Source organism: Mongoliitalea daihaiensis, assembly GCF_021596945.1.
Classification (GTDB): domain Bacteria; phylum Bacteroidota; class Bacteroidia; order Cytophagales; family Cyclobacteriaceae; genus Mongoliitalea; species Mongoliitalea daihaiensis.
The window spans coordinates 3,498,615-3,514,993 of sequence record NZ_CP063779.1; the positions used below are offsets into that span (position 1 = coordinate 3,498,615).

The 16,379-nt window shown below is 39.8% G+C and carries 12 protein-coding genes and 1 pseudogene; 8 read left to right on the plus strand and 5 right to left on the minus strand.

Annotation, left to right across the window (positions count from 1 at the left end; all coding sequences use genetic code 11):
• Positions 1–30: 30 nt before the first annotated feature.
• Genes IPZ59_RS14960 through pxpA form a run of 3 tightly spaced genes read right to left on the minus strand, consistent with a single transcriptional unit; the run spans position 31 to position 2,294 of the window.
• Positions 31–918 (minus strand): 5-oxoprolinase subunit C family protein, encoded by an 888-nt coding sequence (locus IPZ59_RS14960; RefSeq protein ID WP_236136850.1) that lies wholly within the window; start codon positions 916–918, stop codon positions 31–33.
• Positions 899–1,603, minus strand: coding sequence for a 5-oxoprolinase subunit B family protein (locus tag IPZ59_RS14965; protein ID WP_236136851.1), 705 nt, complete (start codon positions 1,601–1,603; stop codon positions 899–901). The genes IPZ59_RS14960 and IPZ59_RS14965 overlap by 20 nt, the downstream gene beginning before the upstream one ends.
• A complete protein-coding gene (gene pxpA, locus IPZ59_RS14970; RefSeq protein WP_236136852.1) occupies positions 1,587–2,294 on the minus strand; it encodes a 5-oxoprolinase subunit PxpA in 708 nt (235 codons plus the stop codon). Before pxpA ends, IPZ59_RS14965 begins: the two co-directional genes overlap by 17 nt.
• 98 nt (positions 2,295–2,392) lie before the next feature.
• Between pxpA and IPZ59_RS14975 the strand changes: the two genes are divergently transcribed.
• The 8 genes and pseudogenes from IPZ59_RS14975 to IPZ59_RS20345 all read left to right on the plus strand — a co-directional run bounded on the left by IPZ59_RS14975 (position 2,393) and on the right by IPZ59_RS20345 (position 12,649).
• Positions 2,393–2,908: an acyl-CoA thioesterase gene (locus tag IPZ59_RS14975; RefSeq protein ID WP_236136853.1), complete on the plus strand. Its 516-nt coding sequence runs from the start codon at positions 2,393–2,395 to the stop codon at positions 2,906–2,908.
• A 361-nt stretch (positions 2,909–3,269) separates the two neighbouring features.
• A complete protein-coding gene (locus IPZ59_RS14980; protein ID WP_236136854.1) occupies positions 3,270–3,854 on the plus strand; it encodes a DUF3244 domain-containing protein in 585 nt (194 codons plus the stop codon).
• A gap of 156 nt (positions 3,855–4,010) precedes the next feature.
• Positions 4,011–5,489 carry a ribosomal protein bL12 gene (locus IPZ59_RS14985; protein WP_236136855.1) on the plus strand — a complete coding sequence of 493 codons (1,479 nt, stop codon included), beginning with the start codon at positions 4,011–4,013 and terminating at the stop codon, positions 5,487–5,489.
• A 372-nt stretch (positions 5,490–5,861) separates the two neighbouring features.
• Positions 5,862–7,406, plus strand: coding sequence for a M20/M25/M40 family metallo-hydrolase (locus IPZ59_RS14990; protein WP_236136856.1), 1,545 nt, complete (start codon positions 5,862–5,864; stop codon positions 7,404–7,406).
• Positions 7,407–7,585: 179 nt separating this feature from the next.
• Entirely contained in the window at positions 7,586–8,743 is a 1,158-nt protein-coding gene (locus tag IPZ59_RS14995; RefSeq protein ID WP_236136857.1) for an acyl-CoA dehydrogenase family protein, read from the plus strand.
• A gap of 273 nt (positions 8,744–9,016) precedes the next feature.
• A complete protein-coding gene (locus IPZ59_RS15000) occupies positions 9,017–10,693 on the plus strand; it encodes an AMP-binding protein (RefSeq protein ID WP_236136858.1) in 1,677 nt (558 codons plus the stop codon).
• A 312-nt stretch (positions 10,694–11,005) separates the two neighbouring features.
• A pseudogene (locus tag IPZ59_RS20340) lies at positions 11,006–11,824 on the plus strand (GMC family oxidoreductase); the annotation flags it as partial.
• 330 nt (positions 11,825–12,154) lie between these two features.
• Positions 12,155–12,649: a GMC family oxidoreductase gene (locus tag IPZ59_RS20345; protein ID WP_394800744.1), complete on the plus strand. Its 495-nt coding sequence runs from the start codon at positions 12,155–12,157 to the stop codon at positions 12,647–12,649.
• A 93-nt stretch (positions 12,650–12,742) separates the two neighbouring features.
• Here the strand turns inward: IPZ59_RS20345 and IPZ59_RS15010 are convergent, their stop codons facing one another.
• Positions 12,743–15,142, minus strand: a complete 2,400-nt coding sequence (locus tag IPZ59_RS15010) for a penicillin acylase family protein (protein ID WP_236136860.1) — start codon at positions 15,140–15,142, stop codon at positions 12,743–12,745.
• Positions 15,143–15,203: 61 nt separating this feature from the next.
• Positions 15,204–16,379 (minus strand): aspartate aminotransferase family protein, encoded by a 1,176-nt coding sequence (locus tag IPZ59_RS15015; protein WP_236136861.1) that lies wholly within the window; start codon positions 16,377–16,379, stop codon positions 15,204–15,206.

Genomic DNA, 16,379 nt, shown 5'->3' on the forward strand with positions numbered 1-16,379 from the left:
TTAGTGAAATAGACGTTTTTCTTGTAGGTCTTAAAAATCAATCAACTCAAATTGAATAAGTGAGCCCACTCTTTTTTGACTCAGCTGATTGATGGATTCTTCGGTAAGTTGTAAGATCCGTGGATATCCACCAGTAACCTGTGCTTCTCGCATCAAAGCGATCATACTTCCCGAAGGTGTTAGCTGAATTGTCCCCGGAAAAACAGGAGCTGTCAATAATTGAGGTAAACTATGTGAAGGAAGCCCAAGGAGTTCGTAGCCCATGCGGTCTTGTCTTGAACTGAGTTTAAACGTATTCTTTTGAATACTTTCTTGGATGGAGGTGGGCAAGAGTTGCCAATCTGATCCACGGTAGGCTTGAATCACCTGCAAATCCGGGAGAACAGGGGGATGTTTTAGGGTAGCGGTAGGTCTGAAAATTTCTGAAAGTGAAGATGGCGTCTGGAAAGGTAATAAATCACCTTTAGAAAGTTGAATGATAGGACTGATGCCTTTGGACCAACTGCGGCTATGAAGATAGTTGGGCGTTTGAAAACCGTCCTTTACAGCTAAATATATCCAATTTCCTTCTTTGTGTTGTCTTACTCGAAATTCAGCTCCTGCATTGATCGCATACGGTTTGTAAGGTAGTATGGATTTTTCGTCAATACTCAAACTAGCAAGAGAGCCCGTGACTACAATTAATGTGGGTGCATGAAATTTGAGTGTGATGGGAGCTGGACCTATTTCCAAGCAAGCCGCATCGGGTTGATTTCCAAGTAAGCGATTAGCTAGCTCGTAGGAAAAGCTGTCCATGGCACCTGAGTAAGGAACTCCCCAAAAAGCAAAACCTTTTCGACCCATATCCTGAATGCTGCAAAGCAAGCCTGCCTGTAATACTTCAACCTTTCCCAAAAGTTTATTCATGTCTCCATTCATACATTTCAGATTTAATAAGCTGGGATAAGTTATCAAATTCATCCTTTTCAATAGGGTAAAAGCTGATGCGATCACCTATCTTAGGTTGTACAGGAGGAGTTTTTTCTACTTCAAATAAGTTTAAAGGCGTCTTCCCAATGATGTGCCATCCCCCCGGTGAAGGAAGGGTATAGATGCCTGTTTGAGATCCACCAATTCCCACAGAGCCCGCTTCTACACGTCGATCAGGTATGCTTTTACGGTTGCTCACTAATCGATTATCTAATCCACCTAAATACATAAATCCAGGTAAAAAACCATAAAAATGTAACAAATAGAATGGTTTTGAATGAAGTTCAATGACATCTTTCGGAGTCATATCTTTACTTGTAGCAAAGGATTGAAGGTCTTTGCCAAGTTCATAACAGACGGGTATTCTCCAATGTTGTGAGGGATATTCGTTTGCTACAATTGGACATGCTTCAATCCTTTTTTCCCAGCCGTACCGTTCTTGAGCTGATTGTAGCTCTTCAAAAAGAATGGTTAGTGTATGAAATCCGATTCGTAATTCCTGAATACCAGCGAAGCGCAGGAGTTGTGTATACAAGGACTCTTGCATTTTCAGGATTTCACTATGGACTTTTGCTTCCCATCGGAGTTCCAATAAAGCTGGATGAATCCAAATTTTTTCAAGAATGGGGGACATAGTGTTGGATTGCTTGAAGGATTGCCAAGGCACTTAAATTATCTCCATGAATACATAGCGTATCTGCTTGGAGAGGTAGGATACTACCATCTATGGTGCGTACCTTCCCTTGGAATAGAATTTGGACATGCTCGCTTGCCTCTACCACATTTGTGATCAGTGCTTGGGGATGTGTACGTGATACAAGACTGTAATCATTTTCATAGGTCCGATCTCCAAACACTTCCAACATGATGGGTAGTCCTTCTGCTGCTGCCAAAGTAGCCAAGACACTTTTAGGGGGAGCATATAAAATGACTTCAGGGTGGTTATGTTGGAGTATATCGATCAGCATCCCAGCCACCGCTTCATCTTTGGCTGCAATATTATACAATGCCCCATGTGCTTTGATGTGGTGAACAGGGGCTTTGCACGCTTTTGCCACATCAAAAAATAAGGTCAATTGCTCTAAAATACTAGATTTCAATGCTTCTAGAGTGATATCCATTACTTTCCTACCAAAGTTGACACGATCTGGATAAGATGGGTGCGCTCCAATGTTCACCCCGTGTGCGGCTGCAAGCAAAATGGTTTGCCGGATGCTATTTATATCACCAGCATGCCCTCCACAGGCTATATTGCAAGAATGTATAAAAGGCATCAGATCAGGATCGTTGGGAAGTCCTTCACCCAAATCACAATTGATATCCATAATTTAAGTATATCTTTGAGTGATGAAATTAGCCATTTTGACTGAATTTCTACACTTATGAAGTATATTTTCAACACATAAAAATAGGATTGTAGACCATGTTTGAATTTAACCCAGAGAAGCACTATCCCAAAGAGACAGAAAGTAGGGTAGTAATTCGGTTCCAGGATTGTGACCCTTTACAGCATTTGAATAATGCTAAATATTTTGACTATTTCTTTAATGCCAGAGAAGACCAAGTTCCCAAGTTATATGGTTTGGAAATGATTGATTTGATCACCAAATATAAAGCAGCTTGGGTGGTCTATAATCATAATATTTCTTATGTACGACCTGCCAAAGTAGGAGAATGGGTTCGCGTTATGAGCAGATTATTGTGGTACAATCACAATACTGTGGTGGTGGAATACTACATGACGGATGATACCAAGAAAGAATTGAAAACAGTTTTATGGACTACGATGCGCTATGTAACAATCAAAGAGGGGCTATCCACAGACCATGCAGGGGCAGTCTTAGATTTTTTGAAAGCTACTTCAGAAGACTTAGATATTAGCAATATGAGTATAAGTGAGCGGGTCAAAGGACTTAAACAAAAGCTTTTAAATAGTTAGAAAAGCCTATTTTCGAACAAGACCTGTACGCAACCGTACAGGTTTTTTTGGCTTGGCATCCAAAAAAATCCAGATAAAAATTTTTTGAAATTAAATTTTTATGAATTCATTTTCTTGATGCAACCTTTGAAGGAACTCGTGTTATTCCATCAAGCTAATTTCTGTAACAAAACCGAACAAGCCGCACAGGTTTTTTTTCAATAGCTGACACTTTTAAAGTAATTACCATAAGTGACAGTTACAAATGAACATCGTTTGGGTAAAGATTTTTTAATGGGACCGTAGTCTGCTCGGGTGGGTGTATTTTTTTTGGTACAGATCTCGCCTTATGGTGTTCATACCAACTTAAACAAAACTACTCATGAAAACTATTTTAACATTCGCATTAGCAGCAGTACTAGGTACCAATAGCTTTGCAAACGGATCAGAAGAAAGCACTTCCAACTTGGCAGTTGTACAGGCCAAAGAGAAAAAGGTACAGGTCACTTTACGAGAAGGGGCAGGTAAAGTAAAAGTTCACATATTGGATGCCGACGGCAAGCGTCTATATCAGCGTCTCGTTCGTGTGCAGGAGGATGTTTTGGTTCCCTTTGACTTGACTGCTTTGCCATGTGGGGAGTATCAGGTTGCTGTGATCAGTAAAGAAAATCCAAGCAATCAAAGTGTGCACAAGGTCCAAATTACTGAAAATCCTGTTGTAGAATATCCATTAATGGCTTACGCTAAGCCGATAGACGAAGCCTCATTTAAGTTGACGGTGATAGGATTGGAAAAGCCTGGAACGGATATACAGATTTTAGATGAGTATGGCAAAAAAGTTCATCAAGAGTCAGTGACCGCAGTAGGTGGATTTTCGAGAGTGTATCAGTTGAAACAATTATCTCTAGAGAATCTACGTGTAAAAGTTCGTGATGCTGATGGAAGGGTGAAAAATCTATATTTCTAAAACCAACTCTGTTTAACGACCATCCCTAGGTACGAAAGTATCTGGGGATATTTTTTTATGAAGTCAAACAGCTGTTTCATGAAGAATTCCACACTATTCATGAATTATTTCGATGCAGCCAAAGATTATTTTGTTTATTCGAAATAAAAAACCGTTATGAAAAAATTTACCTTTATCTTTTTTATTCTCATAGTTACGTTTGCTTGTCAGATAGATACTTTGGAGGACAGCACAGCATTATATCCAGAGGAGGAACAGATTTTCGAAGCTGTTTTTCTTAAAAATGAACAAAATTTTCGAGTTAGCAACAGTGAAGGTGTAAAGCTTCAAGTTATTCGTAAAGGTAACCCTACTCGTAGTCAAATTGGGTTTCGATTTTTGGTTGACAAAGATGTTTATCCAAGTGTTTCTAGCGTGGAGATCATTTCTCTAGAGTCAAATGCTGATAATAGCAACCAAAATAGCATCAACCCCTTAATCGCTACTTCCAATCCAAGTAAAGGGAAAGTAGCAAATATCTCAAGTCAATTTCTTCCGAGTGAGGCATTGACTGATTTGCTTTTGGGTTTTTCATTGGTGGATGCCAAAGGAAATTATCTGGATGAAGCTTTTTTTGAAATGACGATTACTTTCAATAATAGAAATGGGTTAAATGTTTCTTTTCAAAAATCGGCAGCTACTGAATTTGATGTTATTTTATCTTCTGCAGGAGCTGAAAAGTTGAAAGTGGTTCAAGTACTTCAATCAGAACTTATGATTTCAGACAAAGAGGCGATTTCTTTGATTGAAAAAATGCCTGTAATTGTTCTAGCGAGAGCAAGTAAAGAAGAAGCCAATCAACTCAAAGCCGCACTCGAAGCAGTAGGAGCTACGGTAGATTTAAAAAGAGCGCCTGAAGGGGGAAATGATAATGGAGATGAGGGAGAAGAAGCTACTGAATTTGATGTTATTTTATCTTCTGCCGGAGCTGAAAAATTGAAAGTGGTTCAAGTACTTCAATCAGAACTTATGATTTCAGACAAAGAGGCAATTTCATTGATTGAAAAAATGCCTGTAGTTATTCTAGCGAGAGCAAGTAAAGAAGAAGCCAATCAACTCAAAGCCGCACTCGAAGCAGTAGGAGCTACGGTAGATTTAAAAAGAGCGCCTGAAGGGGGAAATGATGATGGAGATGAGGCTACTGAATTTGATGTTATTTTATCTTCCGCCGGAGCTGAAAAGTTGAAAGTGGTTCAAGTACTTCAATCAGAACTTATGATTTCAGACAAAGAGGCGATTTCTTTGATTGAAAAAATGCCTGTAGTTGTTCTAGCGAGAGCAAGTAAAGAAGAAGCCAATCAACTCAAAGCCGCACTCGAAGCAGTAGGGGCTACAGTAGATTTAAAAAGAGCGCCTGAAGGGGGAAATGATGATGGAGATGAGGCTACTGAATTTGATGTTATTTTATCTTCCGCCGGAGCTGAAAAGTTGAAAGTGGTTCAAGTACTTCAATCAGAACTTATGATTTCAGACAAAGAGGCGATTTCTTTGATTGAAAAAATGCCTGTAGTTGTTCTAGCGAGAGCAAGTAAAGAAGAAGCCAATCAACTCAAAGCCGCACTCGAAGCAGTAGGAGCTACGGTGGATTTAAAATAAGGAATAGAAAATAATCAAATAAGATATTCTTTGATCTACAACCGTCTTTCAATTAAGGAAGGCGGTTTTTTCTTTGTAAATTAGAGAATTAAGTTTTTTTGATTTCGTAATATGATTATCTGCTTTTATTCCAGTAGCTAAACAAATGGATAGACTCATTATATTTTCAAGCATCTGTTGACAATGGACAGTTGACTGTGGTCCATTATCAGCAATAGTTCGGATATTATGTTGACTCTGGCTTAATTGCGGATAATCACATTTCGTAACGCTAAATTTTAATTTGATACCTAAGCTTTGTAAAATTATTTTTTTACATCATCGGTTATTCCTCCTTTGAATATTTTATACAATTTTAAGCTTAGATTTAACATGAACAGTTTTATGAACTACAAGACCAACATTTCAAGCCTGATTTTGGTATGGCTTTTGGCCGTAGGGCAGGTGTTTGCCCAAGAGTCAGTCAATTTGGAAATGATGCATCGCATCAAAAACGAAGGAATGCGAAATTCCCAGATTCAGGACTTATCATTTCATCTGACGGACTATCTAGGTCCTCGATTGTCCGGTTCAACTAATCTCCGCAATTCTAGAAACTGGACTGCTGAAAAATTCAAAGAGTGGGGGTTGAGTAATGTACGCATTGATTCCTATGGAGATTTTGGTAGAGGTTGGGATGTTAAAAAAGCTTACATCGCTATGAAAGAACCTTATTATGCGCAGATCATTGGCTATCCTAAAGCATGGACGGATGGTACCAATGGCTTTATTTCAGATGAGGTTATTCTATTGGAGATCAATTCAGATGCTGACTTTGATAAATACAGAGGAAAGTTAAAAGGTAAAGTTATCATGACTCCTGCAAACTTGACTGTTAACCCCGCTTTTGAGGCTGAAGCCAAAAGATGGACTGATGAGGAACTCGAAAGTAGGAAAACGATTCCTGTAGGCAACATGCCTTCTCGTTATACACCAGAAATGATGGCACAGATGAGAGCAGCTAGAGAGTTGGATATGAAATTAACGGCATTCTTGCTGGAAGAGCAAGTAGGGCTTCGTCTAACAGGAACCCGTGGAAGCTTTGGTACTGTATTTCATACCCGTTCGGGCTCTTTCAGTAAGGACATCAAGCCTACTGTTCCAGAAATGGAAATTGCAGCAGAACATTATGGAAGAATGTATCGCTTAATCAAAAATGGTAAAAAAGTTAGCATTGAGGCTGAAATAGAAGTAGGCTGGCTGGATGACGATTATGCTGGATACAATGTATTGGCTGAAATCCCAGGAACAGACAAAACCTTGAAACCTGAGATTGTGATGTTAGGAGCGCATTTGGATAGCTGGCATGCAGGGACCGGCGCTAATGACAATGCCGCTGGTGTGGTAGTCATGATGGAAGCCATCCGTATTTTAAAAACATTAGACTATCAGCCTAAGCGTACTATTCGTATTGCCCTGTGGGGAGAAGAGGAGCAAGGGCTCTATGGTTCCAGAGGTTATGTGCAGAAATATGTAGCCGACAGGTCTACCAAAGAGAAAAAAGCAGAGTGGGATAAGATTTCAGCATATTATAATTTTGATAATGGTTCTGGAAAAATCAGAGGAATTTATTTAGAAGGAAACGATATGCTCGTTCCGATTTTTGAAAAATGGTTTGAGCCATTTCATGAAATGGGAGCCAATACGATCACCAGAAGAAATACAGGATCTACAGATCACGTCGCATTTGATGCAGTAGGCGTACCTGGATTCCAGTTTATCCAAGACCCCATTGACTATGGAAAAGGATATCATACCAATATGGATCTTTATGAGCGCATGCAATTTAGCGATATGACCCAAGCTGCTATCATCATTGCAGCCATGGTATACAATACTGCTGAAAGACAAGAAAAATTACCAAGAAAACCTTGGTAATTACAAGCGAGACTTTGCTAAAAGCCATGGACCAAAAGTTCATGGCTTTTTTTATAGCAATTAAACCGATTGCCAAATTTTGATTGGTTTTGAAGGTTTGATTTTTTAACTTTCGGCTGATTTTATCGTTTATAAGTCGATAATAAGTTTAAAATTTCGAAAAATAAACCCAACTAGATATGTACAATGTCCCTAGAATGATTTTTTCAGAGGAGCACGATCTTTTTCGTCAATCTGTGAGAGATTTTATTGCCAAAGAAATTAGTCCTAATAATGCGGACTGGGAGAAGAATAAGATGGTTTCCCGTGAATCTTGGAAAAAACTCGGTGAAAATGGGTTTTTATGCATGCAAGCTCCAGAAGAATTTGGAGGCTTAGGCCTAACCGATTTTAGATACAACGCGATTTTTACAGAAGAATTAGGACTTTCCGGTTGTTCAGGCCCAGCTATTGGGTATCCATTGCACTCCGATATCGTATTTCCTTACATCATGCATTATGGTACCGAAGCGGCTAAGACCAAATACATTCCAGGTATGATATCGGGTGATTTGATCGCGGCGGTGGCAATGACCGAACCGGGCGCAGGTTCTGACTTACAAGCCATTCGTTCTACGGCAGAAGACAAAGGGGATCATTACTTAATCAATGGATCCAAAACCTTCATTACCAACGGCTATCTCTGTGATGTAGTAGTGGTGGCAGCCAAAACAGATCCAAGTTTAGGGGCAAAAGGAATCAGTTTGTTTGTGGTTGATAAAGACATGACAGGTTTTTCAAAGGGTGTTCCTTTCGAGAAAGTTGGTTTGCACGCACAGGATACCTGCGAATTATTTTTTGAGGATGTCAAGGTTCCCAAAGAAAATTTACTGGGAAAAGTAGGAGAGGGTTTCAAATACTTGATGACAGAGCTTGCCCAAGAGCGATTGGTGGTAGGATTAGCTGCCATTGCATTGGCTGAATCTGCATTTTTGAGTACCGTAGATTACGTGAAAAGTAGACCCGCATTTGGGAAGATGGTCTCTGACTTCCAAAATACCCGTTTTAAAATCGCTGAAATGGCAGCTAAATTAGAGCAAGGGAGAATTTATGCGGATCAATTAGTTAGTTTACACAATGCTGGCAAATTAGATTCTGCCATGGCCTCTGCTGCAAAATATTTGCTTACAGAATTGCAATGTTCGGTTTCGGATGAGTGTGTTCAACTGCATGGAGGCTACGGATACATGTGGGAATACTCCGTGGCTCGTGCGTTTGCAGATGCACGTGTACAGCGAATCTACGCCGGCACCAACGAAATTATGAAAGAGTTAATCGCTCGTAAAATTTTAAAGTAATTTTTGAAGTTAGACCTGTTAGGATTTTTAAACCTAACAGGTCTTATTTCTACAACTTTGTGAATTTGTAGCTAAAATTACCATTGAACTAACTTACAATTAAAATATAGTAGTTGTAATTGGTCTATTCCTGCTAATCCTTCTTCTGTGGCTGCCGCGCTTTTTTCTAGCCCATTTTTTTGTACCGTCTTTAGAATTTTGTTTTTTTATCAAAACTTTTATGCCTTATATTTAATCCCTCTTATGTTGTAAACCCATAACCAAAATTAATCTATGCATAATTTCCCATGGTTTAAATTTTACCCATCAGCAGTAGATTCCGAAGTAAATGTCACCCAATACAGTTCGGTTGTCAACTTGTTTGAAGAAAGTGTTAAGAAATATAAAAATTCTATCGCGTATGAGTGTATGGGTAAAACCATCACCTTTAGTGAGTTGGATGATTTATCCAAAAAGTTTGCTTCCTATCTTCAAAATGATTTAAATATGAAGAAAGGTGACCGCGTAGCCATACAAATGCCTAACTGTTTGCAGTATCCGGTAGCGTTATTCGGCACCCTTCGGGCAGGGATGATTGTAGTCAATACCAATCCATTATACACTCCTCCAGAAATGAAACATCAATTTCAGGATGCCGGTGTTGAAGCAATCATCATAGTGGCAAATTTTGCGTCCAACCTTGAAAAAATCAGACAAGAACTGAATGCCAAACATGTAATTGTCACCGAATTGGGAGACTTATTGGGAGGACTCAAAGGAACAATCGTCAATTTTGTAGTCAAGCATATTAAAAAGATGGTGCCTGCCTTCAACCTTCCTAGATCCATCCAATGGAAGAGGATGATGGATAAGGCTGACAGTTCTAAATTTAGACGTCAGGAACTAGCACTAACCGACACTGCTTTCTTGCAATACACTGGTGGGACCACAGGTGTATCCAAAGGTGCGGAATTAACTCATGGGAATATCGTTGCCAATATGCAGCAGATTTCTGCATGGATGAAACCAAAGTTGGTGGAAAAAGAAGAGATTGTTATCACAGCTTTACCTTTATACCACATCTTTGCATTGACCGTCAATTGCTTAGCCATGCTAAAAATAGGTGCTCATAACGTATTGATTACCAATCCAAGAGACATGCCTGGCTTTATCAAAGAATTAAGTAAAAAGAAGTTTACTGTCATCACAGGTGTCAATACTTTATTCAATGGTTTATTGAATCAAGACGCATTCACCAAATTGGACTTTTCATCTTTGAAAATCGCTGTTGGTGGAGGTATGGCTGTTCAACAAGCCACTGCTGAAAAGTGGGAGAAAGTTACTGGTACTCCTTTGGCTGAAGGCTACGGACTTACAGAAACTTCACCTGTAGCCACCTGTAATCCGATCGATGGAACAGAACGCATTGGTACTATTGGGATTCCTCTACCAAATACCGATATCAAGGTCATCGATGACAATGGTATAGATTTACCGGTAGGAGAACGTGGGGAACTGTGTATCAAAGGTCCTCAGGTGATGAAAGGCTACTGGAATCGATCAGAAGAAACAGCCAAGGTCATGGATGGAGAATGGTTTAAAACTGGAGATGTTGCTGTCATAGATAAAGATGGATTTGTGAAAATCGTTGATCGAAAGAAGGAAATGATTTTGGTTTCTGGTTTCAATGTGTATCCAAATGAGGTTGAAAATGCCATTGCTCTGCATCCAAAAGTTTTGGAAACCGGTGTAATTGGCATGCCTGATGATAAGTCTACTGAAAAAGTGGTAGCATATGTAGTGGCTAAGGATGCTTCTCTGACTTCTGAGGAATTAATTGCTCATTGCAGGGAAAATTTGACCAATTACAAAGTCCCAAGGGAGGTTTATTTTGCCGAGGAACTTCCAAAAACCAATGTAGGCAAAATCCTTCGACGTAAGATCAAGGAAATGCACGAGAAAAAGGGCTAACAGGTTAAACAGTTAACAGTGAAAAGTGAATAACAGTTATCAGTGAGGAAGTGTCAAGTTAATAATTATGGTTGAGTAGACCCGGCAGGTTTTGATAAACTGCCGGGTCTCTTTCTTTTAAGTGGGGGTAAATTGTAATAAAATTGACCGAACGAGTAGAGTATCTTCAATTTTTAAGAGAGATCAAGGATTTGTTACCTTAAGTGATCTTTGGGATTTTAAAGAACTCGGTCATTCTTTTTTTGTCAAAAAAAACTTGCACAAAACTCCTCTTTTTCCTAATTTTTAATTCTTATAAACCCAAAATTCCAAATGACATTTGATTATATCATCGTAGGTGCAGGTTCCGCTGGCTGTGTCTTGGCAAACAGGCTATCTGAGAATCCTAGAAACCAAGTATTGCTTATTGAAGCGGGTGGGCCAGATACTCCAAAAGACATTCATATACCAGGTGCTTATAGTCAACTAAATCGAACTACTGTAGATTGGTCATTTTGGACTGAACCCCAAGAATTTGTGGGGGGACGTCAAATTTATATTCCCAGAGGTAAAGTACTAGGAGGGAGCAGTAGTACCAATGCAATGGCCTATGTAAGAGGTAATCCAAAGGATTATGATGAATGGGAAGCTTTGGGAAATCAAGGTTGGAGCTACAAGGAAGTATTGCCTTATTTCATCAAGTCTGAATACAATGAAAATTTTTTGGGAGAATTATATGGTAAAAATGGACCCCTTCATGTTTCTCTCAGCCCACAGCCACATTTATTGGGTAGCTATTTTATAAAAGCATGTGTAGAATCGGGAATTCCAAGCAATCCTGAATACAATGGCAGCAAGCAAGAAGGTGCTGCTATGTTGCAGTTCACCATCAAAAACAATGTACGGCATAGTGCTGCGGCAGCATTTTTAAAACCGGCCATGCAACGGAGTAACCTAACGGTCATGACACGCATGCAGGTTACCAAAATTATTCTAGAGGATAAAGTTGCTAAAGGAGTTCAAGCCATCAATGAAGATAGAAAGATACGGGAGTTTCGATGTTTAAAAGAAGTAATCCTGAGTGCAGGAGCATTTCAAAGCCCACAGCTTTTGATGCTTTCAGGAATTGGAAATACAGACTATTTAAAATCTTTCGGCATTTCCTGTGCGCATGAATTACTTGGGGTAGGACAAAACTTGGTTGATCATGTCTGGTCTGGAGTTTCTGCTTGGTCAACAGTTGCCACCAACAATGATACTTTAAAGCCCCTTGTTAAATTCAAAGAAATCGTCAATTATCTACTTTTTAAAAAAGGAGTTTTAGGAAATAGTCCTTTAACGGCCAACGCTTTTATCAAAACTATAGATGGTTTGGACAGACCTGATATACAGTTTCATTTTGCACCCACAGCCGTGAAAGAGGATTATAGTACCGACCTGTATGATGTGTCCACCTTTCCACATACTGCGGGCTTCGCAATCATGTGTATTTTATTACGCCCTAAAAGTAAAGGTTCAGTTGGTTTACATTCAGCTAACCCCTTAGATCCTCCCAAAATTGAACCAAATTTTTTTTCACATCCAGATGACTTGGAAACGCTCAAACGTGGATTTCTGAAAGCAAAAGAAATTATGGAAACTGATACCTTGAAAGCTTTCCAAAAAAATGGTATTTACTTTCCCAAACAGTTTGATGATGATTTTTTGGACGAACACATCAAGCGGTCATTGGAAACCCTATATCATCCAGTAGGAACTTGTAAAATGGGAAAAGATCCTATGGCTGTAGTTGATGAGAAATTACGCGTACATGGCATTACTAAATTACGGATTGCCGATGCATCTATCATGCCAAGCATTATTACAGGCAATACCAATGCAGCCTGCATCATGATTGGAGAAAAGGCTGCGGACTTGATACTTAAAAATAATGAAAAAGCTGCCGTGATTACTGAAGACTTTAAAAGAGATCTGTAAATAATCTCCTCATGTACAGGTTGTAATATCGAAGTTCTATTATTTAATAAAAAAAAAGCCACAACTCCAATACAGGTCGTGGCTTTTTTGGGGCTACTCTCTTAGAATTGTGAGTGTAGATGTCGCTTTTTCCTTTATTTCTTGTGCATTCATCAACATGGGTCGGTAATTCCCTGTGGCAAACATATGAGCTTGATCTTTGTAATACTTACTGAAAACATTCCCACTCTGACCTGTGGGTAACACAGAAATAGCGCCATCTACATCTGCAAAATCTACGATGATTCGCATGGCCGGTCCTGAATTTACTTTGTATATTCCATCGCCATTCAGTTTAAAAGGTAGCTTATTGACCGATTCTTCATTCGCAGTCACAGGAACTGTTTTTACATTAAAAATCTTATCCAAAGGCTTTTTGGCTCCCAAGGGATGCGGATGTTCTAGCACTACCACCTTTTTCCACAACCATTCCGAATCCTTTTTTCCCAACTGATCGGCCAATTCCTGCAAGGTTTTTTCTAGGGCTGCTTCAACAATGTCTTTTTTTGTTTCTACTGCATCAGTTTCAATATGATCCCACCACTTCGAATCCTCCGAGCGAATTAACGTTGGAACACTTCGGATGTATAGGAAGGTAGTCAAGAAGGTACTAAAATCTTCTTCTCCCAATTCATCGGCCATCATCCCATGTAGGGTGTGATACAGCCATTTATAATATACCGTAGGTGCAACCGCATCCAAATCATGATTTCCTGACCAACGTTCAAGTGCCTTTAAAGCATCAGTATATGGTCCAAACGCTTCCTTTCCAACCGTAGCAATCATTGACTGGGCATTGAGAGGATGATTTTCATTAATAGCCTCTAATTGTAGATTTTTGATGCTTTCTGTAGTCCAATCATTTCTGGCACTCACTGTTTTGGCAATGCGGTTCCATCGATCACCGGGATAATAATATCCAGGATAAAACGATCCATTACTTAAGGTGTCTGGTTGATTGTTGGCTGAAGCCACAAAACCGGATGGTGGATTGATGCTCATTGGGTTTTCATGAAAAGGAATCCAGCCTTGGGGTTCATCAGCTGGATTACTTCCATCCAAAAAGACTTTGGAATTGACATGGTTGGGACGAATTGGTAGTCTTGCCACAGCCCACCACGCAATGTTTCCAGCTTTATCTCCATACATGATATTCAGACCTGGCGCATGAATCAGTGGAGCAGCAGCTTCTACATCTTGGATAGTTTGGGCATGATTTAATTTCCATAAAGCTTCCATTGCTTTGGATGGCTCCAATACATACACCCACCAAGAAGCAACAGGATTAGCTGTCAAGCGTGCAATTTCAGGAACCACTTCATTCATAATGGGACCATGGATAGACTCCCGAATAGTGATGGCTACAGGATCTGTTCCTTTCACTGGAATTAATTCTTCCCGAACAGTCAAAGGTACAAAACCATCTCCATACCTCGTTTCAAGAGGGTTATCTGGGTTCAGTTGCTCTTCATAGAAATCCTGATCATCATTTTCAAACATGGTCAAACCAATGCTGTGATGTTTGCTGTGACCTACCAAGCCAAATGGGAGACCCGCTAAATGATTTCCATAAAAACTAAATCCAGGATATTCTAAATGGGCTTCAAACCAAACAGAAGGCTGAGCAAATCCAATATGGGTGTCATTACAAAACAAAACTTCTCCTGAAGCCGTGCGCTCTGGCGCAATAACCCAAGCATTGGAACCTTCCAGCATAGGCACCGGAAGCTTATCCAAAAAGCTGATAGTCTGTTCACTCCTGACGATTACATTTCCCGTCTCTTCTGCTCGCTCTGGATAATGATTGGGAATAACAAAGTGTTCGGGAAGGGTATGAATAGAAAGTGAACGGGTGTAATCAGGGCCTAAATTTCTGACGATTTTGGTGATTAATGGGTCTGTTCTCACAGCCATTGCAAAAGAAAAAGCCATATAACCTGCTATCCCATGCACATCATTGATGGTAAACTCCCGAGGCTTACTTCCCAATAATCTATACTCTAAGGGAAGATTCCCTTGCTGGATAAATTGATTCACACCTTTGATATAGGCTTCTGTAGCAGATTTCCATTCGGAAGGACCTTCCTGATTCCAAACTTCTGTACTCCAGGCCGCATGTTGAGGAATCCCTAGTGTTCTAAAAAATTTATCTATATCCAATACATCTTCTCCAAGTAACTCCGCAAGTGTTCCAGTACCCACTCTTCTCATCATATCCATTTGGAAAATACGGTCTTGTGCGTGTAAAAATCCCATAGCCTGATAGGTATCTTCCGCATTCTCTCCATAGATATGGGGAACGCCGTGGGCATCAAAATACACTTCGACCTCCGATGTTAAGCCATCTAAGCGCAATTCTCCGGAATATTGTGGGCTATGCGCATTTTTGAGTAATAAAAAACCTACCAATCCAAGAATCAGTAGGCTGACAAAAATGTAAAGAAATTTTTTCATAGATTAATTGGGTTCTTTAAGACTTGAAATTTAAGTTTTTCAAACCGAATATAAAAACCCCTTATCCAATAGCCTCTAAAATTACAGCACAGGCTTCTTTAATTTCTTCTTCGGTAATAATCAACGGAGGAGCGATGCGCATGCTGTCATCACAAAACAAAAACCAATCAGTAATGACACCAAGTTCGATGGCTCGATCGATGATGGGTTTCAATACATCAAATGACTCAAACTCTACGGCCATCATTAAGCCTTTATTACGAATGCCTTTGATTTTTGGGTGGACCAGTAAGCGCTTGATCAAATCTGCCTTGGCATCCACTTGAGCTAATAAATCCGATTCCTGAATAACCTGAAGGGTGGCTAAAGAGGCAGCGGATGATACAGGATGTCCACCAAAAGTGGTAATATGACCTAGTAAAGGATTATTCTTAAAAGAAGCCATTACCTCTTGATTGGCAATAAAGGCACCAATTGGCATACCACCACCCATACCCTTGGCACAAACCAAGATATCCGGGACAATGTCAAAGTGTTCAAAAGCCCAAAATTTTCCAGTCCTTCCAAAACCCGCTTGGATTTCATCCAAAATCAACAGCGTTCCTGTATCATCGCATCGTTTTCGAAGCGCTTGAAAATAGTCTTTACATGCAACTCGGATCCCTGCTTCCCCTTGAATAGTCTCTATAATCACCGCAGCAGTAGCTTCCGTAATCTCATCCAATTGATAATAACTCCCATAGATAACATTTCGAATTCCTGGTAGCAAGGGTCGATAAGCCCGTTTGAAAATCTCATTTCCACCGACAGAAAGTGATCCATGACTGGATCCATGGTAGGCATTTACGCAAGAAATGATTTCTCTACGATTCGTGTATCTTTTGGCTAGCTTTAATGCACCTTCCACTGCCTCTGAACCAGAATTGACCAAATAGACATTGTTGAGTTTGTTTGGAAGGGTCTGGCAGAGTGCTTCAGCCAACTTTACTTGGGGGCATTGGACATATTCTCCATAGACCATCAAGTGTAAATATTTATCCAATTGTGATTGAATAGCGTTCAATACATGCGGGTGTCTATGGCCCACATTGCTGACGCCAATACCTGAAATCAGATCCAAGTAGCGCTTGCCATCAGGGCCATACATGTAAATACCTTCCGCTCGCTCAATTTCGATCATTAAAGGAAAATCGGTAGTTTGGGCAAGGTGACTTAAAAAGAGTTGTCTATTATTCAT